Annotated in this window: 24 protein-coding genes, 1 pseudogene and 2 riboswitches; of the genes and pseudogenes, 17 read left to right on the forward strand and 8 right to left on the reverse strand. The window is 59.1% G+C overall.

Annotated features, from left to right (window positions below):
• Positions 1–47 precede the first annotated feature (47 nt).
• Positions 48–1,325 (reverse strand): TRAP transporter large permease, encoded by a 1,278-nt coding sequence (locus IOD40_RS11780; protein WP_198476728.1) that lies wholly within the window; start codon positions 1,323–1,325, stop codon positions 48–50.
• Positions 1,322–1,858, reverse strand: coding sequence for a TRAP transporter small permease (locus IOD40_RS11785; protein ID WP_233713955.1), 537 nt, complete (start codon positions 1,856–1,858; stop codon positions 1,322–1,324). The genes IOD40_RS11780 and IOD40_RS11785 overlap by 4 nt, the downstream gene beginning before the upstream one ends.
• 203 nt (positions 1,859–2,061) lie before the next feature.
• On the opposite strand from IOD40_RS11785, the gene gntR reads away from it, so the two are divergent.
• From gntR to IOD40_RS11800, 3 genes are read left to right on the forward strand one after another with little or no spacing between them, the layout of a single operon-like run.
• Positions 2,062–3,099 (forward strand): HTH-type transcriptional regulator GntR, encoded by a 1,038-nt coding sequence (gene gntR, locus IOD40_RS11790; protein ID WP_198476729.1) that lies wholly within the window; start codon positions 2,062–2,064, stop codon positions 3,097–3,099.
• The gene (gene denD / locus IOD40_RS11795; protein WP_198476730.1) at positions 3,096–4,085 is read left to right on the forward strand and encodes a D-erythronate dehydrogenase; all 990 of its coding nucleotides are present in this window, start codon (positions 3,096–3,098) and stop codon (positions 4,083–4,085) included. The genes gntR and denD overlap by 4 nt, the downstream gene beginning before the upstream one ends.
• A gap of 25 nt (positions 4,086–4,110) precedes the next feature.
• The gene (locus IOD40_RS11800; RefSeq protein WP_198476731.1) at positions 4,111–5,253 is read left to right on the forward strand and encodes a fumarylacetoacetate hydrolase family protein; all 1,143 of its coding nucleotides are present in this window, start codon (positions 4,111–4,113) and stop codon (positions 5,251–5,253) included.
• 107 nt (positions 5,254–5,360) lie between these two features.
• Here the strand turns inward: IOD40_RS11800 and IOD40_RS11805 are convergent, their stop codons facing one another.
• On the reverse strand, positions 5,361–5,576 hold the full coding sequence (locus IOD40_RS11805) for a hypothetical protein (protein WP_198476732.1): 216 nt from the start codon (positions 5,574–5,576) through the stop codon (positions 5,361–5,363).
• Positions 5,577–5,597: 21 nt separating this feature from the next.
• Here IOD40_RS11805 and IOD40_RS11810 point away from each other — a divergent pair, with 21 nt between their 5' ends.
• Positions 5,598–6,044, forward strand: coding sequence for a universal stress protein (locus IOD40_RS11810; RefSeq protein WP_198476733.1), 447 nt, complete (start codon positions 5,598–5,600; stop codon positions 6,042–6,044).
• Positions 6,045–6,330: 286 nt separating this feature from the next.
• On the opposite strand, the gene IOD40_RS11815 is transcribed toward IOD40_RS11810, so the two are convergent.
• The gene (locus tag IOD40_RS11815; protein ID WP_198476734.1) at positions 6,331–6,540 is read right to left on the reverse strand and encodes a cold-shock protein; all 210 of its coding nucleotides are present in this window, start codon (positions 6,538–6,540) and stop codon (positions 6,331–6,333) included.
• A 762-nt stretch (positions 6,541–7,302) separates the two neighbouring features.
• Between IOD40_RS11815 and IOD40_RS11820 the strand changes: the two genes are divergently transcribed.
• The 5 genes from IOD40_RS11820 to IOD40_RS11840 all read left to right on the forward strand — a co-directional run bounded on the left by IOD40_RS11820 (position 7,303) and on the right by IOD40_RS11840 (position 10,969).
• Positions 7,303–7,500: a hypothetical protein gene (locus tag IOD40_RS11820; protein ID WP_198476735.1), complete on the forward strand. Its 198-nt coding sequence runs from the start codon at positions 7,303–7,305 to the stop codon at positions 7,498–7,500.
• Between the two features lie 263 nt (positions 7,501–7,763).
• The gene (locus IOD40_RS11825; RefSeq protein WP_198476736.1) at positions 7,764–7,916 is read left to right on the forward strand and encodes a hypothetical protein; all 153 of its coding nucleotides are present in this window, start codon (positions 7,764–7,766) and stop codon (positions 7,914–7,916) included.
• A 94-nt stretch (positions 7,917–8,010) separates the two neighbouring features.
• Positions 8,011–8,198, forward strand: a riboswitch (cobalamin riboswitch).
• 93 nt (positions 8,199–8,291) lie between these two features.
• Entirely contained in the window at positions 8,292–9,341 is a 1,050-nt protein-coding gene (locus IOD40_RS11830) for a DUF1852 domain-containing protein (RefSeq protein ID WP_198476737.1), read from the forward strand.
• A 26-nt stretch (positions 9,342–9,367) separates the two neighbouring features.
• Positions 9,368–10,396 carry a methionine synthase gene (locus IOD40_RS11835; RefSeq protein ID WP_198476738.1) on the forward strand — a complete coding sequence of 343 codons (1,029 nt, stop codon included), beginning with the start codon at positions 9,368–9,370 and terminating at the stop codon, positions 10,394–10,396.
• A gap of 72 nt (positions 10,397–10,468) precedes the next feature.
• Entirely contained in the window at positions 10,469–10,969 is a 501-nt protein-coding gene (locus IOD40_RS11840; RefSeq protein ID WP_198476739.1) for a flavin reductase, read from the forward strand.
• A 13-nt stretch (positions 10,970–10,982) separates the two neighbouring features.
• Here IOD40_RS11840 and IOD40_RS11845 read toward each other — a convergent pair whose 3' ends face one another.
• From IOD40_RS11845 to IOD40_RS11855, 3 genes are read right to left on the reverse strand one after another with little or no spacing between them, the layout of a single operon-like run.
• Entirely contained in the window at positions 10,983–11,207 is a 225-nt protein-coding gene (locus tag IOD40_RS11845) for a hypothetical protein (RefSeq protein ID WP_198476740.1), read from the reverse strand.
• Positions 11,208–11,266: 59 nt separating this feature from the next.
• On the reverse strand, positions 11,267–12,373 hold the full coding sequence (locus IOD40_RS11850; protein WP_198476741.1) for a hybrid-cluster NAD(P)-dependent oxidoreductase: 1,107 nt from the start codon (positions 12,371–12,373) through the stop codon (positions 11,267–11,269).
• Between the two features lie 14 nt (positions 12,374–12,387).
• Positions 12,388–13,635 carry an aromatic ring-hydroxylating oxygenase subunit alpha gene (locus tag IOD40_RS11855; protein ID WP_198476742.1) on the reverse strand — a complete coding sequence of 416 codons (1,248 nt, stop codon included), beginning with the start codon at positions 13,633–13,635 and terminating at the stop codon, positions 12,388–12,390.
• 117 nt (positions 13,636–13,752) lie between these two features.
• Positions 13,753–13,967: riboswitch (cobalamin riboswitch) on the reverse strand.
• A 199-nt stretch (positions 13,968–14,166) separates the two neighbouring features.
• On the opposite strand from IOD40_RS11855, the gene IOD40_RS11860 reads away from it, so the two are divergent.
• From IOD40_RS11860 to IOD40_RS11895, 7 genes and pseudogenes are all read left to right on the forward strand, one after another.
• Positions 14,167–15,249 carry an ABC transporter ATP-binding protein gene (locus IOD40_RS11860; protein WP_198476743.1) on the forward strand — a complete coding sequence of 361 codons (1,083 nt, stop codon included), beginning with the start codon at positions 14,167–14,169 and terminating at the stop codon, positions 15,247–15,249.
• 8 nt (positions 15,250–15,257) lie between these two features.
• Entirely contained in the window at positions 15,258–16,211 is a 954-nt protein-coding gene (locus IOD40_RS11865) for an ABC transporter substrate-binding protein (protein ID WP_198476744.1), read from the forward strand.
• 59 nt (positions 16,212–16,270) lie between these two features.
• On the forward strand, positions 16,271–17,905 hold the full coding sequence (locus IOD40_RS11870; protein ID WP_198476787.1) for an ABC transporter permease: 1,635 nt from the start codon (positions 16,271–16,273) through the stop codon (positions 17,903–17,905).
• Positions 17,906–18,273: 368 nt separating this feature from the next.
• Entirely contained in the window at positions 18,274–18,636 is a 363-nt protein-coding gene (locus IOD40_RS11875) for a hypothetical protein (RefSeq protein WP_198476745.1), read from the forward strand.
• Positions 18,637–18,724: 88 nt separating this feature from the next.
• Entirely contained in the window at positions 18,725–20,230 is a 1,506-nt protein-coding gene (locus IOD40_RS11880) for a tripartite tricarboxylate transporter permease (RefSeq protein ID WP_198476746.1), read from the forward strand.
• An 82-nt stretch (positions 20,231–20,312) separates the two neighbouring features.
• Positions 20,313–21,227, forward strand: a pseudogene (locus IOD40_RS20055) (DODA-type extradiol aromatic ring-opening family dioxygenase).
• A 14-nt stretch (positions 21,228–21,241) separates the two neighbouring features.
• Positions 21,242–22,114 (forward strand): alpha/beta fold hydrolase, encoded by an 873-nt coding sequence (locus IOD40_RS11895; RefSeq protein WP_198476749.1) that lies wholly within the window; start codon positions 21,242–21,244, stop codon positions 22,112–22,114.
• Between the two features lie 172 nt (positions 22,115–22,286).
• Here the strand turns inward: IOD40_RS11895 and IOD40_RS11900 are convergent, their stop codons facing one another.
• Positions 22,287–23,075, reverse strand: a complete 789-nt coding sequence (locus IOD40_RS11900; RefSeq protein ID WP_198476750.1) for an IclR family transcriptional regulator — start codon at positions 23,073–23,075, stop codon at positions 22,287–22,289.
• Between the two features lie 160 nt (positions 23,076–23,235).
• Between IOD40_RS11900 and IOD40_RS11905 the strand changes: the two genes are divergently transcribed.
• Positions 23,236–24,210, forward strand: coding sequence for a Bug family tripartite tricarboxylate transporter substrate binding protein (locus IOD40_RS11905; RefSeq protein WP_198476751.1), 975 nt, complete (start codon positions 23,236–23,238; stop codon positions 24,208–24,210).
• The last annotated feature ends 158 nt before the right edge of the window (positions 24,211–24,368 follow it).

Genomic DNA, 24,368 nt, shown 5'->3' on the forward strand with positions numbered 1-24,368 from the left:
TTCATTTCATTCTCCTCCGTTAATTGTTGTTTTTTGAAGCTGTCATCCTAGCGCAACCATGCGAGCGGCACGGTCACGATCTGAGGGAAGAACACGAGCAGGAACATCACAATTGTGTGCGCCAGCAGGAAGGGCAGGACGCCGATGATGACCTTGCCCATCGGCACTCTGGCGACGCCACTGACCACATTGAGCACTACGCCCACCGGCGGCGTGATCAGGCCGATGCAGTTGTTCATGATGAAAAGGACGCCGAAATAGACCGGGTCAATTCCTGCCTGGCGAACGATCGGCATCAAAACCGGCGTCATGATCAGGATCGTCGGGGTGAGGTCCAATGCGGTGCCAACGACGAAAACCAGCACCATGATCACGATCAGCAGCAGAGTTGGGTGATCCATCAATGGACGCAGCACGCCGCTGATTTCTGCCGGAATGTTGGCGCTCGTGATCAACCAGGCCGACACGAGGGCCGACGCAACCAGGAACAGCACGACCGCCGTGGTCTTGGCTGCCCGCAGAAATACGCCGTAGAGCTGGCTGAACTTGAGTTCGCGGTAGACGAACAGGCCGACGAAAAGGGCGTAGACGGCCGCGACGACTCCTGCCTCGGTCGGTGTAAAGATGCCGAAGCGGATGCCGCCCATGATGATGACCGGCATCAGAAGCGCCCAACCCGCCCGCGCGGTTGCTCGCCCGCGTTCGGCCCAGCTTTGCTTTGGCAACACCGCAACCTTGTCACGGCGAACGACGATCTGCCACGCGATGAGCAGCGCGACGCCCATCAGGATGCCCGGCACGATGCCTGCCAAAAAGAGCTGGGTGATCGATACGTTAGCAGCCACGCCGAAGACGATGAACGCTACGGACGGCGGGATAACAGGGGCAATAATGCCGCCAGCAGCGATCAGGCCTGCCGATCGGGGAACGTCATAACCGGCAGTGCGCATCATCGGGATCAGAATCGCGGCCAATGCAGCCGTGTCTGCAGCGGCAGAGCCCGAAAGCGAGGCCATGATCAGGGCCGCGACGATGGCGACGACGCCAAGTCCGCCGCGACGATGGCCAACCATAGCGATCGCAAAGTCGATGATGCGCTTGGACAGGCCGCCCGCATTCATCAATTCGCCTGCGAGAATGAAGAATGGAATGGCGAGGAGGATGAAGCTGTTGGCCCCCTCGATCATGTTTTGCGCAACGATCTGTGTGTTGAAGATGCCCATATAGGTCATCAGGGCAACGCCGCAGAACATCAATGCGAAGGCAATGGGCGTGCCGATTGCCATGGCGCCAAGAAGCGAGACGAGAAATACTACGATTGTCATTCGCCGCGCCCCGTCAAAGCGTCCATGTCATCATAATCGCCAACGAACTGCGCGATTTCGTATTCCGTCACACGGCCGAGAAGGATCCTGATCAGCCGTACCGTCGCGATCAGGCCGATACCGATTGCGGTGAAGAAGCTGACGCCGAAGACGCCGATCATCGGCATGCCGCTGACTGGCGCTTTCATCGATGCGTTGATGGGCATCTGCAGCCAGGTGCCCCAGAACAGGATGGCGCAGCAGAAGATGATCATCGCGTTGCTGAGGCCCATGCAGATGACACGGCCGGGCCGGCCAAAGGTCCGCACCAGGGTCTCGACGCCCAGATGGCCGTGCTCATGAAAGGTCACGACCGCGCCGATGAAGGTGAGCCAGATGAAGAAGAAGCGGGCCATCTCCTCGGAAATGGCGATGCCGGAATTGAAGCCGTACCGCAGCACGACATTGACAAACACCATCAGCGCCATGCCGGCAATCAGCGCCACCATGACGAACTCGATGATGCGTGTGACAGTGGTGGCCGCTCTATGCATGAGCCAACTCCACCGCTGAGACTAGCGGTTCAGCAGAGTGCAAGTTTATTCCTCCCTTGGGGTCGCGCATTGATAGCAACGCACGATCCTCTCCCCGACATCGGCTGGGTATATTTATCGGCCGACTAGACAAATGGTTAAATGACAGCGTATGTCATTGTCAATATCCGCCTCAGACAATAAAAAGCGGATTGGGGGAGGACTTGAGTAAAAAGACCAATACTTACAAGGCCGTAACTCTCAAAGATGTTGCAGATGCTGCCGGTGTAAGCGTTATCACCGCATCGCGGGCATTGCGGACGCCCGATATCGTTTCCGACAAGATGCGGGCACGGGTGACGCAGGCCGTCGACCAGCTGGGATATGCCCCAAACCAGGCGGCAAGGGCCCTTGCGTCAGCGACCACCCCGACGATCGGGGTGATCATCCCGTCTGTTACCAACCAGGTGTTTTCTGACGTGCTTCGCGGGGTTTATGACGCCGTGGAAGGCACGTCCCATCAGGTCCAGCTCGGCAACTCGCGCTACACCTTTCGCAAGGAAGAAGAGCTGCTCAAGGTCTTCGCTTCGCAAAGACCTGCCGGGCTGATTGTGTCCGGTGTCGATCAGACCCCGGCAGCGCGGGCGCTTCTGTCCGGTCTCGGATGCCCGGTGGTTCAGATCATGGATTACGGCAACGATCCGATCGACATGATGATCGGGTTCGACCATCGGGAAGGGGGACGCGCCGCCACCCGCCACCTGATCGAGCAAGGCTATCGGCGCATCGGCTTCATCGGCGCACGGATGGACCCACGTGCCCGCAGGCGCCTTGAAGGCTATGAAGAGGTGATGCGAGACGCGGACCTTTATGACGAGCGCCTCGTCCTGACGACGCCAATGCCATCCTCGGTGACACTGGGTAGCCAGATCTTCGCCGACTTCCTCGGCCTCGTTCCCACCGCTGACGCGGTGTTCTGCAACAATGACGACATGGCGCTGGGCGCGCTGTTCGAATGCCAGCGCAGGCGCATCCGCGTGCCAGATCAGTTCGGAATCATGGGCTACAACGACCTTGAATATGCAGCCGCCAGCGTTCCCTCCATCTCGTCGATCCGCACCTTTCGCTACGATGTCGGCCGCCGCGCCGTGGAAATGGTGCTGGCCGCCGCCAGAGGTGAGCGACCGGAGCCAGCTGCGATCAATATTGGCTACGAACTGAAAGTCCGCGAAAGCACCAACAGAGGAACGCCGCGAACATGAATATCCTGATCATTGGTGCCACAGGAATGCTGGGCCGCAAGCTGACCCAGGCGCTCGTTTCAAGCCGACAGATCGACGGCAAGGAAATCACCCGGATAAAGCTTGCAGATGTGGTTCCCGCAGATCTCCCTGTCAGCGACAGCATCGAATTTGACAGCGTTGCGGTCGATATCTCCGATCCCGAGAGTGCGGGCCAACTGATTGCGGACCGGCCAGACGTGATCTTCCATCTGGCGGCAATCGTTTCGGGAGAGGCGGAGCTCGACTTCGAAAAGGGCTATTCGATTAATCTGGACGGGACGCGCTATCTTCTTGAGGCGATCCGCCATGCCGGGCAGGACGAGCCTTACTGTCCGCGACTGGTCTTCACCTCATCAATCGCGGTTTTCGGCGCACCGTTCCCCGACAAGATCGGCGATGAATTCTTCACGACGCCGCGCACGAGCTATGGCACGCAAAAGGCAATCGGCGAACTGCTGCTATCCGACTATTCACGACGCGGCTTCGTGGATGGCGTCGGCATCCGCATGCCGACCGTCTGCATCCGCCCCGGCAAGCCCAACAAAGCCGCCTCCGGTTTCTTTTCCTCGATTTTGCGCGAACCTTTGGCGGGGCAGGAAGCGGTTCTGCCGGTCGATGAAAGCGTCCGCCACTGGCATGTTAGCCCCCGCAGTGCCGTGCGGTTCCTGATCAAGGCAGCGGAGATCGACACGGATCTGCTCGGCGCGCGGCGCAATCTCAACATGCCCGGCCTGTCGGCCACCGTCGGCGAGCAGATTGAAGCATTGCGCAGGGTGGCAGGGGAGGGAGCCGTCAAGCTTATCCGCCGCGAGCCTGACCAGATGATCATCGAGATGGTCGATGGCTGGGCGAAGGACTTTGACGCGAGCCGGGCGCTGGAGCTCGGCTTTGCGGCAGAATCTTCATTCGACGAGATCATCCGCGTCCATGTGGAAGATGAGCTGGGTGGAAAGACAGGCGCCTGAGGGGGCCAAGTACGGGGAGGAATTCATGGACGTTTTCAACGAAGGCGTATTTCTGGGACGGGCGCAATTGCCGGGGGTGCAACATCCGAGCGTCGTCACCATACGCGATGGCCATATTGTCGAAATCACGTCGAGGGCAGCACCCACTGTCCGCGACATATGCGAGATGGATGACCCTGCCGGATATGTCCACTCTGCTGAGGGAAAATCTGCCGGAACGCTCGACGATGTTTTGAGCAACAGTCTTGGCGCGCGCGACAGTGGGAAGCCGCTGCTCCTTTCGCCTATCGATCTTCAGGCGGTTAAGGCCTCGGGCGTGACTTTTGTCGTCAGCCTGCTTGAGCGGGTGATCGAGGAACAGGCAAAGGGCGATCCTGCGCGTGCCGACATTCTTCGCGGCGACATTCTGGAGCTGATCGGCGAAGATCTATCAGCCCTCGTCCCCGGCTCCGAAACCGCAGCTGCGGTGAAGCAGAGGTTGATCGAGCGCGGGGTGTGGAGCCAGTATCTTGAGGTCGGCATCGGTCCGGACGCCGAGATCTTCACGAAGTGCCAGCCCATGGCGAGCGTCGGCTACGGCGCGGATGTCGGCCTTCACCCGGATTCAAGCTGGAACAATCCGGAGCCGGAAGTTGCTCTGGTCGTCTCATCAGCACGGAAAATCGTTGGAGCGACGCTTGGTAACGACGTGAACCTTCGCGACGTCGAGGGACGTTCCGCGCTCCTGCTCGGCAAAGCCAAGGACAACAACGCTTCCGCCGCCTTGGGGCCGTTCATCCGACTGTTCGACGGCAATTTTTCTCTCGACGCGGTGAAGCAGATGGATATCGCCCTGGAGGTAAAGGGCGAGGACGGATTTGTCCTGAAGGGTTCGTCATCCATGAGCCAGATTTCTCGCGAACCCGAATTGCTTGTCGAGGCAGCAATCGGCGATCACCATCACTACCCTGATGGGTTGGTCCTTTATCTCGGCACCATGTTCGCGCCCATTCAGGATCGGGACGGGAAAGGCAAGGGTTTCACCCATCACCTAGATGATATCGTAACGATCTCGACGCCGACGCTCGGCGAGTTGGTCAACCGCGTCCGGCTGTCGACACAATGCGCGCCATGGACCTACGGTCCAAGCCATCTGATGCGTGATCTGGCAAAAGCGGAATTGCTCTAACCTTCCCGGCTACACTCACCGCAGCAAACGCAGCGGTGAGCCGACGCGTCGCCAGAAGCAGTTTCATAACGCATATTATGGAACGTCAGGTGATGCCAGTCTCGAGTTTATGCTTGCTCAGCGTCAGTCGCATTGGCGATCTGCTTGATCTCGGTCGGAGCCGGCTCGAGCAGAAGGCGAATTAAAGCCGTCAGCCTGCTCGACTTCGCACCTCTGCCAGCGTGTCGCTTGCCATTCTTAGTTTGGCAACGAATGATCAGGTCGCGCTCGATCATCTTGGGGAGATGACTGCGCAATGTGCCGGCAACATGTCGTTGTCTCACGCTAACATCGGGAGGAAACAGATGTACCAGAATATTCTCATTGCAACCGACGGGTCCGAACTGGCAGATCGCGGCCTTGAGCACGGCATGAAGCTTGCGCATGCACTCGGTGCCAAAGTCACCGTTCTCAGCGTGACCGAACCGCTTGATGATCGCGCGCGGCATGCCGCGAGCCTTGCTGGCGTTGAGGATCCGACCGCTTCGTATGATGCCTCGGTAGACGAAATGATGAAGGAACGCTTTGCCGACATTCAAAGGCGCGCAACAGAGAAGAAGGTTCCCGTGGAGCTGGCTCACGAGATCGATCGCCATCCGGCAGAAGCGATCGTCCGTTTCGCGGAGGAGGCGAAATGCGATTTGATCGTGATGTCGTCTCATGGAAGGCGCGGCATCCGACGGTTCGTGATCGGTAGCCAGACGGCAGAGGTCGTCACGACAACCACAATACCGGTGCTCGTCGTCAGGTAGCCCGCAAAAGAAGCGAAAAGTGCCTATGACCGCTACCAGCGATGGTTGCGGTCATTGTCTGGTTTCCAGATCGCGCCCGGTCCCAATAGCCCCTGCGCTTCGAGGGCTGTCGATGCTGCAACAGGAGCATCGGGCGATTATTCCAAACAGTCCAACGTGCAGTCATCGCGCTGACCGCTCAGATCGGCGCAGATAACGAAAAAGGCCGGGTAAACCCGACCTTCCTCTAAACGCTTTAATGGTCAGTGCCAGTACATCCGTGGTCAAAGACCGGAAGCGCGATCAGTTAGGCAGCCTGAATATTCTCGGCCGCAAACTTGCCATTGCGGTTGTCCTTCACCAGGTCAAAGCTGAGCTTCTGGCCTTCGACAAGGCCATGCATGCCTGCACGCTCGACAGCTGAGATGTGGACGAACACGTCACCGGCGCCACCATCCTGCTCGATGAAGCCAAAACCTTTGGTGGAGTTGAAGAACTTTACGGTTCCAGTATTCATGACGATTTCCTTTCAAATCGGCAAATATAACCAGTCGCCTGCCCGAATGGCAGTCGCTGAAAGACACGAAGTTGATAAGGAAGATCGAAGAAGCGCCGCAGCGCGAAAACAAAGTTCGAAAGCAAGATCGATAAAGACACCTTACGCGGCAATTGCGTCCAACGCAAGGCACCGAGAATTATTCTTCTCTTGAGGGGCCGATCGTTTGAAACACGCTGCTTTAGACGTGGCGGAAAGTGACGCCTCGTGGCACTTGCTCCAGGGACTAAAGCGTGTCGCGATCCTTCGGATTCGCTCCGCACGCTTTAAGTCTTTGTTTCTTGCGTGTCTCCCGAAACCGGTTCCCACTTTCGGGAGACATGCTCTAGCGGGAGCGGCGGCTAGAAATACGGACCGTTGCTCTGTCTTTCCCCGAAGACCAAGTGCGGAGCTGGGGAGGGGTAGTGAGGAGAAGTAATTCTATGGCCTTCGCAGCAAATCATTCAAGGAGCGCAAGAATAGATGCGACATCCTTTCTGCGCCCTTTCGGGCGACGCTGTGGCGCAACGTCGCGATACCTTGTTTAACGAAAACAAATACTTATCTTGGTAATGCAACAAAGGAGATAAGCAACATGATGAGAGAAGGACCAGAGCGCCGCGAATCAAGACTTGAACGATCGGACCGTATTGCACGGCAGATTCTTCATGAAGAACGCCGCAAGAGAGACAGCAAGACCGCCCGGCTGCGCGAAATGCGCATGAAGATTGAACGGGTGGCCGCATGATGACGATTGGCTATGAGGAGCTCGGGCGTCCGGTTGTTGCCGGTCAGTATCCCTTTCAAGACCGGCTGATCGACGTCGGTCCATCGCAGATATCGATCTGGGAGAGCGATCCGAATATACGCTTCACCCTCAGTCAGAGTTACAACAACCGCTTCACGCTCGGCGCCCCGGTCGACGCAGCCATAGAGGCGTGATGCGCATTCCCAGGGCCGGCCTCTCCGGCCCTTGTGGGCATCGGGCACCCATTATTCCCCGACATTTCCTCTTTTTTTAGGCTGCAACCGGAATCTCCGGTGCTCGGCGCGTTTCCAGCGGTGGATGACCTAGCCGCTTACGTTACCTGCTGATCTTGGCGCTGCCTTCATCGCCAGAAGCAGACCCGATGGTGCCGGGGTTGCCTGAAATTCAGCCGCCTCGTCACCGACCGTTTGCGGCACCTTGTAAATGAAGGCTCGCCGTGAACGCTCTGCTCATGATCATTCTTGGCCCGGCGATCGCCAAGGGCCTCTCGGTGCCGCGCAAATACTCAGGCCCGCCCTGCCCTCGCCTAACCGCCGTATTGCTACCCCTCCCCAGCTTCAACTCGCTCCTGCAGCGCGGCTCTGCCTGACAGCGGGCTGTCACGTCACGAACCAAAAATGAGTTCACGAGGTAAAGATATAAACATTTCCTTATATCTGCTTGACACCCACGGCTCTTGTTTTTTATCACTGGGCCACCAGGGTCCTTCGGGCACATGTCCGGAGGCTAAGAGGGAAGTCGGTGTGAGGCCGAGGCTGCCCCCGCACCTGTAAGCGGTGAGCTGATGTCCGATTGTCACTGGGTGTTTCCGGGGAGCGGACGACGGCGAGGATCCGCGAGCCAGGAGACCTGCCTTGGTGAATGTACGTCGACGGGAGGAGTGTCCCGGTGTCTTAGCAGGGCCGCGTTGCGGCTTGACGCTGCTATGTGCCGGGCCCCCTTCCCCAACATATCGCGGTGAAGCATGTCCCAGACCAAAAATCCGGTTGTGCCGTCAGGCCCGCAACCTCTCGATGGCCAGCACGCGGCCAATCAGGCCGACTTTGCGTTTCACATCGACAGCATCCGGTTCGATGAGAACTATCAGCCCGGCGACGCAACGCGCCTGACCACCAATTTTGCCAACCTTGCAAGGGGAGCGAACCGACGGGACAATTTGCGCAAAGCGCTGCGAATGATCGATAACCGGTTCAACGCCTTGGCGAGCTGGGACAATCCGCAAGGTGATCGCTATTCCGTCGAGATCGAAATCATCTCGGCGAAGTTGCAGATCGGCGGGGCTAGCTCGGCCGACGCCATTCCCCTGATCGAGATGCTCAACACGACGATTGTGGATCGAAAGACCTCAAGACGCATAGAAGGCGTCGCGGGCAACAATTTCTCGTCCTACATTCGTGATTACGACTTCAGTGTCTTGCTGCCGTCTCATAACGCGAATGGTTCCGGGTTCAGCACACCTGCGGGCTTCGGAGACTTGCACGGCAATCTGTTCAAGTTGTTCGTGCGCTCCAGCGCGTACAAACAGCGCTTTGCCAAGGCCCCGGTCATCTGCATCAGCGCATCCAGCAGCAGAACCTACAGCCGGACCGACAATCTGCATCCAATCCTTGGCTGGGAATACGTGCAGGATCAGCCGTCGGCGACGGACGAGTATTTCGCCAAGATGGGTCTCACTGTCCGCTTTTTCATGCCGCCGGATAGCGCAGCTCCGCTGGCGTTCTATTTCTCAGGCGACCTGCCAACCGACTACACCAATCTTGAGCTGACCAGCGTCATCAGCACGATGGAGACGTTCCAGAAGATCTATCGCCCCGAGATCTACAACGCCAACTCCTCCGCCGGGGCCTGCTATCAGCCAGACCTGAAGCATCAGGACTATTCCCTGACGCAGATCGTCTACGACCGCGAGGAGCGTAGCCGCCTTGGCGTCGAGCAGGGACGGTTCGCGGAAGAGCACTTCATAAGCCCCTACAAAAGCATTCTTGAGAAGTGGTCTTCCAGTTCCGCTCTCTGACCAACCGACGAACAAGGTCCTTCGCGATGAATAAAATTTTGCCCACATCGACAGCAGGCAGCCTGCCCAAGCCTTCCTGGCTCGCGGAACCGGAAAAGCTCTGGTCGCCCTGGAAGCTGGAAGGTGAGGAACTGGCCGGTGGCAAGCGGGATGCTCTGCTATTGTCTCTTCACGATCAGCTGCATGCAGGAATAGACATCGTCAGCGATGGCGAGCAGACGCGTCAGCACTTCGTCACAACGTTTATCGAGCACCTCAGCGGCGTCGATTTCGAGAAGCGTGAAACCGTCAGAATCCGCAATCGCTACGACGCGAGCGTGCCCACAATTGTCGGCGAAGTGTCCCGCCAGAAGCCCGTCTTCGTGGAAGACGCCAAATTTCTGCGCCAGCATACGAAGCAACCGATCAAATGGGCTCTGCCCGGCCCGATGACGATGATCGATACGCTCTATGACAGCCATTACAAAAGCCGCGAAAAGCTCGCCTGGGAGTTTGCCAAGATCCTCAACGAGGAAGCCAGGGAGCTCGAGGCGGCCGGGGTCGATATCATCCAGTTCGACGAGCCGGCGTTCAATGTCTTCTTTGATGAGGTGAATGACTGGGGCGTCGCCACTCTCGAACGGGCGATCGAAGGTCTCAAATGCGAGACGGCGGTCCACATTTGCTACGGCTACGGCATCAAGGCGAACACGGACTGGAAACAGACGCTTGGGTCAGAGTGGCGGCAGTATGAGGAAAGTTTCCCCAAGCTGCAGAGATCCAAGATCGATCTGATCTCCCTGGAGTGCCACAACTCCCATGTGCCGATGGACCTGATCGAACTCATCCGTGGCAAGAAAGTCATGGTGGGCGCCATCGACGTTGCGAGCAAAACGGTCGAAACGCCGGAAGAGGTGGCAAATACGCTCCGAAACGCGCTTCGGTTCGTTGATGCGGACAAGCTTTGCCCCTGCACCAACTGTGGAATGGCACCGCTGCCACGCGATGTTGCAACTGGAAAGCTGAAAGCTCTGAGCGCGGGCGCAGAAATCGTCCGCCGAGAACTCGGGGCCTAGCATCGGGCCACGTGATGTTGCGCGGCGTCGCTAATCGCCGCGCCGCATCGCGCCAGTCAAAAGGGGATCGAGATGGGTCTTATGGGTCACCACTTCGACATCGTGGACCAGTCCACCTTTCGCAATGGCATGTCGCGGCTCGGCGCGGCAGTCAGCGTCGTCACGACGCGTTCCGCGAACCAGCGCTATGGCTTCACCGCTTCGGCAGTGTGCAGCGTGAGCGATACGCCGCCGACGTTGCTCGTGTGCATCAATCGTTCCAGCTCGTGCTTCCCTGCCTTCGCAAACGCGCGTCATTTCTGCGTCAATACGCTGATGCCGGGTCAGGAGGACCTCTCAAGACATTTCGGTGGCAAGACGCCGATGGAAGAGCGTTTCGATTACGGCGACTGGACGGAAGGCCTCAATGGCGTCCCATTCCTCTCAACGGCTTCCGTGAGTTTCGAATGCGAACTGACGAATGCCGTGGATGAAGCGACACATCGCATCCTCTTTGGCCGGGTGATGAGAATTCGGGAAAACGAAGAGCAGGCGACGCTGCTCTATTGCTCTCGCCGTTATCTCAACGGTTAGGTTGCCTGCTTCTTCATCGATCAGGCACGCCCCATTGAGCCTTGGCGTCCCCACCGTTCGCTACAGCAAGGAGCATCAGGCGCAATTGCTGCACGGATGGATGCAGCGACATCATCGAGCGGTCAATGACCTCGATCTGCCGGCGCGCAGCCGCCTCCAGACAGGCTTCGGATTGTGCCGAGATGAGCCAGTCGGCGAATACTTCCTCGGGCGGCGGCAGGGGGGAAGTAGTCGCCATCTTTGCGCTATCGCGACCTCGTCTTCCCACCGTGCGCAAACCATCGCGTGGAGGAACAGTCATGCGTCCACCTCGACCGGAGACAAGGGCCGGGAGCAGCAGGCGAGCACGTAGCCAGCTGAGATGTCCTGCTGGCTGATGCCGCCATTGTGACGCATATCCACATTCCCGGAACGCTTCAAAACCCTGCACGTACCGCAAATGCCGGACTGGCATGCGGAAGGAATTCTCACACCTGCATGACGCGCAGCTTCCAAGATCGTCTGGCCTGGCAGGCAATCCGCATCCTTGCCAGCGCCGAGGAATGTGACCGTAAGTCCGGACGAAGTTCGTTCGACGCCACTTTCCTCGACTTCCTTTTGTATTGGCTCAGCAAAGGAGGAAGCGCCAAAACTCTCCTGGTGGAAACGCCCCATATCAAATCCTTCCGACCTGACAATCGAGCTTACTGCGGCCATGAACGGTTCGGGGCCGCAGCAGAATATCTCCCGGCTCATGAAGTCGGGGGCGAAGAGAGCGAATTTGTGTCGATCGATGCGGCCCGTAATTCCGCCCCAAGGCGACGCCCTCGATCGTATTTCAGGTAAGAGGCAAAGCGTTAGGTTCGGCATGCGGCAGGCTAGCATTTCGAGCTCCTCGCGGAAGATAAAGTCTTCCGGCCGCCGTGACGAGTTCACGAAAGTAACGTCTGCGGCGGGATCGCAATCGGACAGCCAGCGCAGCATGGACATCATCGGCGTGATGCCGGACCCGGCGGATATGAAGAGATATTTCTTTGCCGGATGCCGCATCAGCGTGAAATGACCGTTCGGCCCGTAGGCGCGAATGCGCGAACCGGGCCGAATGCTCTCGAACATCCAGCGCGTCCCGATCGAGTTCGGCTGCGCCTTGACAGTGATCGAGATGGAGTAGGGACGCGACGGCGATGACGAGACCGTATATGTCCGGTGCAAATCGCCGTCCTTTGCGCGCAATTCGACGGTTATGAACTGGCCGGGCAGGTAGCGGAACCACCCGCCGTTCTCGACCACAAAGGTGAAGGTCTTCACATGCGGTGCCTCATCGACAACGCTGGTGCAGACCAGCATCTGGCGGGTGGCGTTCCACGGTTTGATCTCGTCTAATGGAAGCGGGACTGGCACCGTACCTGTCATCATCAGCGACATGGCATTCGCTCCGTTCAGGCGACAGATCGCAGGGCCGGCCGGCCGCGGTCAGACAAGCGTTTTTCCATGAAACCAGCGTACCAGTCGATGAACTGCATCACGCCCCCTTCATGTATCGGCGAATAAGGGCCTGGTTCGTAGGCCGGCGACTGGATGCCTCTCGCATTGTCCTCAACGATCCTGCGATCCTGATCGTTGGTCTCGGTCCAAACATGAATCAGTTCTTCGAGACGATAGTCGATGCCCTCCACCGCATCCTTGTGCACCAGCCATTTTGTGGTGACGGCGGTCTCTGTAGCGCTGAGCGGCAGGACGCGGAACGTAACGGCGTGATCCGACAGAACATGGTTCCATGTCGTCGGATAGTGATAAAGCAACAGCGAGCCGATGCGGTCCATGTTGACGTTGTCCGATAGCCGTATCTGCACGGCCTTGCGGCCCGAGATCGTGTAGCTGATCGCATCCCGCAGGAGTGGCACACGCGTAGCCCGATACTGCCCGTTCTCGTCCATCGTGAATGCACTCGGCAGGCCCGCGGCCTCGCATTTTTGCCAATGCGCTGCGATTTCAGGATCGTCCTGCGCGCCGGATACGCCCGTGACGTTCGGCGCTTCGGGGAAGGTCTTGCAGAGCTCTGGATGGTTCCCCGCGCAGTGATAGCACTCGCGGTTGTTCTCCCAGACCAGTTTCCAGTTGCCCTTCTCGATGATCGTGGATTCGTAGGCGACCTTGGCATCGCGAAGACGGTGCGGCAGGAAGAACGGCTCCATTATTGCGCGGAATGGCGCGAAGTCCATCGGCTCTTCGGCCAGCGAAATGAAGATGTAACCACCAGCCGTCTCGCAAGCGACTGACTTCAGACCGAAAGCTGACGTATCGAACCCCTCGCCCATCTGACGAGCGAATAGGAGCGAACCGTCCAGATCATAGGTCCACTGGTGGTAGGGGCAAACCAGTTTTGCGGCGGACCCCCTGTGCTCCAGGCATACCCGGCTGCCGCGATGGCGGCAGGAATTATGCATTGCGCGTATTGCACCGTCTTCTCCGCGCACAATGATGACCGAGTAGGCCCCGACCTGAACCGTGAAATAGTTTCCGGCGCTGGGAATTTCGCAGTCGTGACCCGCGAACAGCCAGTCCTTGTACCAGATTTGCTCCAGGTCCTGCTGATGGTACGCAGGGTCGATATAAAATGGCTGATCCAGGCTGTAGCCAGGCTTCCGGTTCCGGAGCCGCGATACCATTTCTTCGTGTATGTCCATGTCCGTCCTCGCATTCCAACAAGGACTGAACTGGTGGCTGGGGTGGAGGAGTTGGACCGGCACGCGTCAACAGACGCCGCCCGAGCGCTCTGCCACTTGACCGCCCACCGCGATCAGTCGTTTCAGATGTCCGAGGCTGGTTTCCGGGCTCCGAAGCTGGCCTTGTTGGCCTCCCCAACACCTTCCCAGGCTTGCGCCAAGTGGTGTCACGTCAGGTCTCTCGCTTCGCTACCGTTGCGGGGGCAGCGCCGGCTTTCCTCTGTCGAGGGCACCGGCTTCCCAATTCTCCTCCCGACTGTTCGGCGGAAGGCACCTTGAACATGCTCATCAGATCACACGTTCAATCGCTTGGTGAGCGAGAAAGCGACATGCCACGCTCAAGAAAGCGACAGATACAACGTCTCTGCCAGAACGCTGATCGCCCCTAATTGGCATCGTCGCTCCCGCGCCCCCACCACTGTCAGCAGCTTGTCACCGGGCCGTCATGTAGGCGCGATAGATCGCGGCGATATCGAAGACACCTGGATACAAATGTCTGGCACCGTCACACAAACGACAACCGTCGCGACCCGTGGGCTGCATCTTTCTTTCGGGAAGACGCCGATCCTGCGTGGGATAGACATTTCACTCAGCGCCGGGGAAACGCTGGCGCTGCTTGGGCCGTCAGGGTGCGGGAAGACGACGCTCCTGCGCCTGATCGCGGGCCTCCTGTCACCCACTTCGGGCGAGGTCTGGAGCGACGGGCGCATGGTTGCAGGACCGGGCGTTTTCGTTCCACCGGAAAAGCGCGGTCTTGGCATGGTCTTCCAGGATTATGCGCTGTGGCCGCATATGACGGTTGCGGAGAACGTTGCTTTTCCGTTGGAACTCGCCGGCGTTTCAAAGCCGGATCGGGCCCGACGGACCAGGGAAGCTCTTGACCGGGTGGGGCTTGCCGGGTTGGCGGATCGCAGTCCCGACGCGCTATCGGGCGGCCAGCAGCAACGCGTTGCCATAGCCCGCGCCATTGTCGGAGAGCCGAAGATTGTTCTTTTCGACGAGCCTCTCTCGAACCTCGACCGCGAATTGCGGGAAACCATGGTCGATGAACTCGGCTCATTGATCCGCGGACTGGGTCTCACAGCAGTCTACGTCACTCATGACCAGTCAGAGGCTCTGACATTGGCCGACCATGTGGCGGTCATGGATAGCGGCATGGTCGCGCAGCTCGCCGCACCCCACACGCTGGTTGAACAGCCCGCAACTGCCAAGGTCGCGGAGTTCCTGCGCCTTGGCTCGGTCCTGCCTTTGACCCGTCAGGGTGAAGATTGGCTTCTGGGCGGCGTTTCCCTTGGTCCAATCAAGGGGCCGGAATCTGATGCGGCGGAATTGCTTTTGACGCCACGCGCAATGCGCATCGTCGATGCAGGCGATGCACCGCTTACCGGGGAAGTGTCTGCGGTCCACTATCGAGACGCTGCCTATGCCGTAGCCGTCCGGCTCAACAACAAGGACGGACATTCCGTTCAGCTTTCAAGCAAAATCCGACCGCGCATTGGGGAGCGCCTCGGGTTGGAGATCATTTCCGATCGCCTCCACTGGTTCCCTGCACGGGCTCAGGCCCTGACTTCTTGAGGTATAATATGTTGAAGTCCGTCTTCCGGGTTGCTTTCTGTGCCGCAGCTCTTGTTTCTGCAAGCGCTGCCAGCGCCGAAGTCACTGTCTACACCGCTGGCCCGGCGGCTTTGATCGAGAAGCTTGCCGCGGGCTTCACGGCTGAAACCGGCATCAAGGTCAATTTCTTCCAGGCCACGACCGGCAAAGTCATGGCGCGTATCGAGGCCGAAGCTGCGAACCCGGTCGTTGACGTCCTGATCTCCGCTTCATGGGACACAGCCACCGATTTTGCCAAGCGTGACTGGCTTCTTCCTTACGCCAGCCCGAACGCGGATAAGGTGCCGGACTTCCTCAAGACCGACACGGCTGTTGCGCAGGGCGTGTCGGCTCTCGCAATCGCGTGGAACCCGTCCTCGGGCACCCCGAAACCGTCAGAATGGTCCGATCTTGCAAAGCCGGAATACAAGGATCTGGTAAACCTGCCTGATCCGGCGCAGTCCGGGGCGACCTTTGAGCTGGTCGCGGCGCTTTCAGCCTCACAAGGCTGGGCCCTGTTTGACAGCCTCTCCGCCAACGGCGCGATCGTCGCCGGCGCCAATGCTGAGGCCCTGAACCCGGTCCTGCAGGGTGCAAAAGCAGCCGTTTTCGGCGCGGTCGACTACATCTCATTTAACGGCAAGGCCAAGGGAGAGAACATTGAGGTCATCTTCCCCGCATCAGGCACTGTCATCGCGCCGCGACCGGTCATGATCCTCAACTGGTCCAAGAAGCAGGACGAGGCGAAGAAGTTCGTTGACTACGTGCTGTCAGACGACGGGCAGGCTATCGTGGCATCACAGAACTTGATGCCGGCTCGCGCCGACATCAAGGCAGAGCGTCCGCTGATTGCTGACCTCAAGATCCTACCCGTCGATGCGGAAGCCGTTTATGGCAAGCGCGCCGAGACCCTGGCGGACTTCGCGAAGATTTTCGCAAAGTAAAGGAAGGTCTGGACGTGGCACGCCTGCGCGGGGGGCTGAACCCCGTAACAATCGTGGCGATGACGGGGCTTGTCTTCGTCGTCGTCATACCCTTTGTATTCATTGTAGCGCAGGCGATTTTTCCGCATCTTGGGCGCGGCTCTCTGGCCGCGCCATTCTCCGCAATGGTCGGGGCTCTGTCAGACCCGAGGCTGATCGGAATGACCATGAACACGCTCCTGTTGGGAGCGCTCGTCGTGGGCCTTTCGGCCTTGATCGCCGTCCCGCTGGCAGTCCTTCGCGGCTTGTTCAGGGTGCCACTGGCGGTGCTCTGGGACGTGCTTTTTCTCATCCCTTTCATGATCCCGCCTTACATCGCGACACTAGGGTGGATCATGACCCTGCAGCCGCGTGGCTATCTCACTCAGCTTTTTGGCGTTGATCTCGCGACCTTCCTGTTCTCGGTCCCGGGGATCGCCTTCGTCATGTCCCTCAACACGTTTCCCGTCGTCTATTTTGCGGTATCACGGACAATCGAGACGGTGGGCTCGCGCTACGCCGATGTCGGGCGCGTGTTTGGAGCGAGCCCTGCGAAGGCGTTCTGGCGCATAACGCTTCCTCTGGCGACGCCAGGTCTTGTCGCCAGCCTCCTCCTTGTCTTTGCCATGGCTATCGAAGAGTACGGCACACCTGCAGCGCTGGGAACGCGAGCCGGCTTTGAGGTTCTCGTCACGGCAATCGACTTGCGCGTCTCTGACTGGCCGATCGACCTTCCCGGGGCGGCGATCCTGTCGCTGGTTCTCGTTATCCTCTCATTCGCAGCTTTCCTGCTGCAACGATGGATTCTGACCCGCAGATCGTACCAGACGACGACTGGCAAGCCACAGGCAGGCGCAAGGCGCGAACTTGGCCGCTGGCGCTATCCCGTCATTGCGCTCTTTGCCCTGGTTGCATTCGTTGCAGCAGCTATTCCCATCCTCGCCATTCTCGCAACCGCCTTGTCCCGAACGATTTCGGGTGGTCTGTCGCTCGCGAATCTGGGTCTCGACAATTTCGCTGCGATCCTCGGTGATACATCGGGCGCTCTGCGCGCTCTGGGCACAAGCTTGGGGCTTGGCATTGCAGCCGCCATCACGACGGGGTTCCTCGGTGCGCTGTCGGCCTACACAATCGTGAAGACCAAGGTGCGGGGGCGCGGATTGCTGGATGTTCTGACGATCCTGCCGAATGCATTGCCGGGCATCGTCGTCGCGGTCGGTCTGATCCTTGCCTGGAATCAGCCCTGGCTTCCGATCACCCCCTACAACACGACCCTCATCCTGCTTCTTGCCTATTGCTGTATCCTGTTGCCGCAGCCTGTCCGTTATGCAACCGCAGCCTTCCACCAGATTGGTGATAATCTTGAGGCGGCAGCCCGCGTCGCTGGTGCAAGCCCGCTGATCGTTTTCCGACGGATCATGCTACCGCTGATCATGCCTGGAATGATCGCCTCGATGCTGCTTGTTTTCGCCGTTGCAACACGCGAACTCGTTGCCTCGATCGTAATTGCGCCAGTCGGCGTCTCAACGATCTCAACCTATATCTGGCGACAGTTCGAACAAGGATCCGTGGGGCAGGGAATGGCGATGGCATTCCTCACGATCCTCATTTCGACCGCGTTCCCTCTGATGGTGTTGCAGCTCATGCGCCGTCGCAAAGGCTCGCCGATGCTCTGAGGCTGGTGGGCGCGCCCGCATTCACCGCCCACTCGAGAACCAAAGGCAGCCCGGCCGATGGCGCAGCCTGTCACGCAACGCAGGGCGGTCCTTCTTTCAAAAGCATCCGCCAATTTGCGGGGCCGGCATTTGGTGAAGCGGTTGTCCGACGGGTGTATGCTGCCTCTCGCCCAGCTGAGCTTCGGCGGCACCACCCAGCTGGCAAACTGATATGTGACCAGGTGGCGACATTACCATCTTTTGGAACATCGATTTTTTATATTGATAATTTAACGCCGACGAACTAGACGGTGGCGTGTGGGGTGGAGTGCAGTTCAGACCGAGGTTCTGACGACTCCCATGGCTTGGCTAACCGTGTTGAGGAGAGAATGGTGCTCAACATTCGCATGTCACAGGACATGCTGGCTGGCGTCATCTTCATGGCGATCGGTGCAGCGGCATATTGGTTCGGGTCCGATCTCGACACCGGAAACGCGGCGGATATGGGCGCAGGCTATGTCCCGCACGCTCTGGCCGGGATCATCTTTGGCATGGGCGCTTTCATGAGTCTGCGGTCCATTTGGCTCTCCAGCCCCGCTGTCGGGTCTGTGAATTTGCGGCCCATCGTCTTCGTCCTCGCATCCTGCGCGGCCTTCGCTCTCCTGTTGATGAAGTCGGATTCGTGCTCGCCAGCGCGATATCGGTTCTCATCTCGCTGTTTGGAATGCGGGGTGCCAGCCTTGTCTACGTGATCGGCATGGTCGTGATCCTGCCAATCGCTCTTGCCCTCGTCTTCATCGTCGGCCTCGGCCTTCCATTTGACCTGTGGTGGTTCTGAGCATGGATCTCCTGATCAGCAATCTCGTCCTTGGTTTTTCCGGCGCCGCGACGCTCGAAAACATCGGTTACGCCTTTGTCGGCTGCCTTCTCGGCACGCTTGTCGGCGTCCTTCCGGGTATTGGCGTCGTGCCGACCGTGGCGATGCTCTTGCCATTGACCTTCGGCATCGATCCGCTTTCCGGTCTCATCATGCTCGCAGGCATCTATTATGGTGCCCAATATGGCGGCTCGACCGCAGCGATCCTCGTGCGCATGCCGGGTGAAGCCGGCTCGATTGTCACGGCGCTCGACGGCTACGAAATGGCTCGCAAGGGTCGCGGCGGCGCAGCTCTCGCAATCGCTGCGCTGGCGTCCTTCTTCGCCGGCACCGTCGCCACGCTTCTGATCGCCGCCTTCGGCTCTTCGCTGGCATCCGTGGCGATGCAGTTCCATTCGGCTGACTATTTCTCGCTGATGGTTCTGGGCCTGACCATGTCGATCGTTCTTGCACAAGGATCGATCTTCAAGGCCATCGCAGTGATGCTGGCTGGTTTCCTGTTCGGTCTGATCGGACTCGATCTCAATTCGGGCGCCCAGCGCTACACCTTCGGTGTTCCGGACCTTTATGAGGGCGTCAGCTTCCTGGCGATCTCGATCGGCCTGTTCGGCCTGGTTGAAGTTGTGCGCAACCTCGAATTCCCGGAAGCGCGCGGCGAAAACCCGAAGATGCGCATCCGCGACCTTTATCCCAACAAGCAGGAATTTCGGGATTCTGCGCCCGCCGCTGCGCGCGGCACGCTGATCGGCTCGGTCCTTGGCATCCTTCCCGGCGGTGGTGCGGTCCTTGCTTCGTTTGCCAGCTACACGCTTGAAAAGAAGCTTTCGAGCAAGCCTGAGACCTTTGGCAATGGCGCACCTGCGGGCGTTGCCGCGCCGGAGGCTGCCAACAATGCCGGCGCGCAGACGAGCTTCATTCCGCTGCTGACCTTGGGTCTGCCATCGAACCCGATCATGGCGCTCCTGATGGGCGCGATGATGATCCACGGCATTGCGCCGGGCACCGCTGTCATTTCCGAGCGGCCAGACCTTTTCTGGGGTCTGATCGCTTCCATGTGGATCGGCAATCTGTTGCTCGTCGTCCTGAACCTGCCGCTGGTTGGTCTTTGGGTGCGCCTGCTGACGATTTCCTATCGAATGCTTTTCCCGGCCATCATGATGTTCTGCCTGATCGGCGTTTATTCCGAGGGCGGCAGCGCGTTCCAGATCTTCCTGCTCGCCGGCTTCACGCTGCTCGGCTACCTGCTGATGCGCTGCGGCTGCGAGCCAGCACCGATGATCCTTGGCTTCATTCTCGGGCCGATGATGGAAGAAAATCTGCGGCGTGCCCTGACGGTTTCCGGCGGCGATTACGGTGTCTTCATCGACCGCCCGATCTCGGCAACGCTCCTCGGTGCGGCGGCCCTCCTGCTCCTCGTCATGGCTCTGCCGGGACTTCGCAACTCGCGCGCCAAGGCCTTTGAGGAATAGGCGCGCCCTTCACAAAAATTCCCAAAAACACGCAATGATCACTGGAGGTCCTGTCATGGCCAATCTCGTCGGCCTCGCCGCAATGTCCCATTCGCCGTCCTGGGATCTGTCCCGCGATCTGGTTGGTCCGGGTCAGGAATTCGTCGCTGCGATTGAGCGTTTGCGCAAGTTCAACGGCCAGAAGGTCGATGCCATTGTCCTGTTCGGACCAGACCACTACCGCAACTTCTTCTATGACCAGATGCCGCAGTTCTGCATCGGCATCGAGAAGCTTGAGGGCTATGGCGACTATGACAGCCCGAAGGGCCAGATGCCGGTCCAGCAGGAACTCGGCCGCCACATTCTCGGCAATTTGATGGACAACGGCTTCGACCCGGCCGTCTCGCTCAACATGTGCCTCGACCATGGCCACACCTAGCCTTACGCCGCGGTCAATCCGGAACTTGATATCCCGGTCGTTCCGATCATGATCAACTGCCAGGGTGGGCCGCGTCCGAGCTACCGCCGCGTGGCTGATTTCGGTCGTGCCGTGGGTGATGCGATCCGCTCCTTCCCGGCTGACATCAACGTGATCGTCATGGGTTCGGGCGGCCTGTCTCACTTCCTGCCGAAAATGTCGGCGGACGACGAGGGGACCCCGGAAGAGACGCGCGACTACATCATCAACGGTCGTGAGCGTTCGCGCGAATTCAACGCCGAGAAGGAGCGTGTTTCCAAGGAGCGTCGCTCTGAAGGGCGCACCGGCACGATCTCCGAGGAGTGGGATGCCTGGTTCCTTGAAATGATCACGACCAACAATTTCGAGCCACTGCACAAGTGCACCGACGCCGAGATCGAAGCTGCAGCGGGCAACGGCGCGCACGAACTGCGTAGCTGGGTTGCTGCAGCTGCCGCATGGGGCCGCGACATTGAGGTCGTCGGCTACGAACCGGTTCCGACCTGGATCACCGGCATGGGCGTCGTCGGTGGCGGCATCTGCGCGCCGCAGGACAAGTAAGGAAAGGAAACGCGATGAGCGAGCAAATCCAAGACTACCGTTCCATCTGGACCGGCCTGCGCGACACCATTTTTGAGCAGGGCTTCGTCGACGTCAACGGCATTAACACCCGCTATGCCCGTTCAGGCACACGCGGAAAGCCGGTGATCGTCATGCTTCATGGCACGGCGGGTCATTGGGAAGCGTTCTCGTCGAACTTCAAGGCGCACAGCGCAGACTTCGACATTCTCGCCCTCGACATGATCGGTTGCGGTTTCACCGACAAGACCGACCATGCACTCGAGATCAAGCACTATATGGAGCACGTGCTCGGCTTCCTCGATGTCATGGGCGTCGAGAAGGCACACTTCATGGGCTGCTCGCTTGGCGCGTGGATCTCGGCAGCGATTGCAAGCCGTCACCCGGAGCGCGTTGGCAAGCTGGTGCTCCTCTCCGCATCGGGCTACTTCTCAAGCGCCGAGAACCGCGGCCGCATCATCTCCCAGCGCACCAAGGCGGTAGATGATCCGTCCTGGGAGAACATCAAGGCGATCTTCAACAAGCTGCTTGCCGAGGAAAAGAGCCGCGTCAACGATCTCGTGGCGCACCGCCAGGCCATCTACCGCATGCCGGAGATGAAGCAGGGCATGCTCAACATTCTCGCCCTGCAGGATCCGGAGATCCGCGAGCGCAACCTGCTCAAGGACGACGAGTGGCGCGCGATCAAGGCCGAGGCCCTCGTCGTTGGTTCGCTGGCAGATGCTGACGAATATCTACGCACCGCGCAGGTTGTTTCGAAGCTGATCCCGAACGCCCGTTACGTCGAGATGGAAGGCGTTGGCCACTGGCCGCAGTGGGAAGATCCGGAGACCTTCAACGCACTCAGCGTCGAATTTCTTCGCGGCTAAGCGTTTGCGGGGCTGATAAATCGGTCTCGCGAGCCTTCGAGGTTGAAGAACCCCGTCACGTTGTGGCGGGGTTTCTTTTTGGACTTGCTGTGGGGCAGCATGGGCGGGATGCGCTTGTTTGGGCGCTCATCCCCACGACCAATCGCGCCCTCCCAGCACCGCTCGGTTTTGGCTAAAGTTCGTACTTCGCCAATTCCGCCGTGATGGCTTCAACAGCTTCGGTGATCTGCTGGGTCATTTGAGCGAGATTGTTGCCGACAAAGCGGAAGGAGGGCCCGCCGAGCGCAATGCAATATGCGAGGCGACCGCCAGAAAATATCGGTGCCGCAACACCGCTGACGCCCTCATCTCGCTCTTCGTTTGAAAGCGCGTAGCCCTGCCGTCGGATCCGCACGAGTTCGTTCTCAAGCAGTTTGCGCTCCGTGATCGTGTTGGGCGTATAGGCGACGGGTGTGAAGAGCTTGAACATCTCCTCAAGCTCGCGCGGGCTGGAGAATGCGAGCATGACCTTGGCTCCTGCCGTGGCTGGCCATGGCAGGGTTGTGTTGCGCAAATAGGGGATGCGCACATGATGGCGGCAATCAATGCGGTCGACCGGCACGAGTTCCGGCCCGATCAATTCGCGCAAAGACGTGAATTCGCCGAAATTCTCCGCCAGACGCTCCAGATGAGGCCTCGCTATCCGCATCACCGTCGTCGTGCTCTTGGCGACACGCGCCAGCTCCACGATCTTGGCGGAAAGCTGGAAGCCGCCGTCGCGGTCCTCGATGATGAGGCCGTAATGTTTCAGACTGTTGAAGTAGCGGTAGATCGTCGATCGCGGCATCTCCAGATGCTGCGCGAGAGCGGTCGGTGTCCAGACCGGATTGGCCGCATCGAATGCAAGCAGAATCTCGATTGCCCGGTCCGCCGTCGAATTGGCGCTCACCGCCTTGTCAACCGACTTAGTCTTGCCCGCCATTCTTGCTCCTCGCTCAAATCCCGAAAAAACTCATATCAAATTGCGGGTATCACCAGCAAGTTCTCTTGTAATTAGGCGCTGCTTCGCATATTGCCAGCAAAATATCTCTCTTTGTGATAAGTGATGTATCACAGAATGAGGACAACTTGGAGGAGTCGTCGTGACCAATAGCCTTTCTTTCACCCGCCGTGCCCTGCTGGGCGCTGCAGTTGCTGTTTCCGCACTCATGGGCTCCGCGCAGGCTGGGGAAAAATACCCCTCGGGCCCCGTCAGCATCGTCGTCCCGTTCTCCGCTGGCGGTACCACGGACGCAATCGCCCGTCTCGTAGCAGAAGAACTGCAGACCCGCTGGGGCTCCGCGGTTGTGGTTGAGAATAAGCCCGGTGCCGGCGGCGTCATCGCCACGCAGGCCGTAGCCCGTGCCAAGCCGGATGGTCGCCAGATCCTGTTCAACGACATCGGAATCGCCCTGAACGAAGTCACCATGCCGAGCCGGCCATATGATCTTGCCAAGGATCTGCGCCCGGTTGTGACCGTTGGCGAATGGCCGCTTGCATTCCTTGCCGGCTCCAGCACCGGCATCAAGACGATGTCCGACCTGATTGAACGCGCCAAGACCGAAAGCCTTGCATTCGGTACGTTTGGCCCGGCTTCCTCGCCGCATCTGGCTGCCGAGCTGCTAAAGTCGGTCGCCGGCATTGACCTGAAGATCGTTCACTTCAAGGGCGTCAGCCCGGTTATCCAGGCGATGGCATCGGGCGAGGTTCAGCTCGGCGTCTTCGGTGCAGGTGCTGCTGCCGGTGAAGTCGCCAAGGGCACGATGAACCTGCTGGCTCTTGACTACAAGTCGCCGCTGGTTCCGGAGGCTCCGACCTTTGCCGAGGCTGGCGTTGAAGGTCTGCGCGCAATTGCGTGGTGGGGCGTGTTCGTTCAGAGCGAGACGCCGGACGAAATCGTCAACGAGATCAACGCGGCTGTCAACGAGGCGCTTGGCTCGGAGCGTGTCGTTAATTACCTCGACACCAACGGTTACACCTCGGTTGGCGGGGAGCCGGCAGCATTGCAGCAGCGCGTCGATGAGGCGATCAACCTCTGGGGTCCCCTGGTTGAGAAGGCTGGCATCGCCGCCAAGTAATCCGCTTTTCACACCATACGATATGCGAAAGGCCGTCCGGTTTCGGGCGGCCTTTTCGCATTTGGGGAAGTCATCAAAAAAACGAGACTTTTGTTATTGCATTTCGGGATTGGCTTTATCACAAAGCGGAAAACGAATTGTGAGCGACAGCTCGTACA

The organism is Aquamicrobium zhengzhouense (assembly GCF_016124105.1).
GTDB lineage: Bacteria > Pseudomonadota > Alphaproteobacteria > Rhizobiales > Rhizobiaceae > Aerobium > Aerobium zhengzhouense.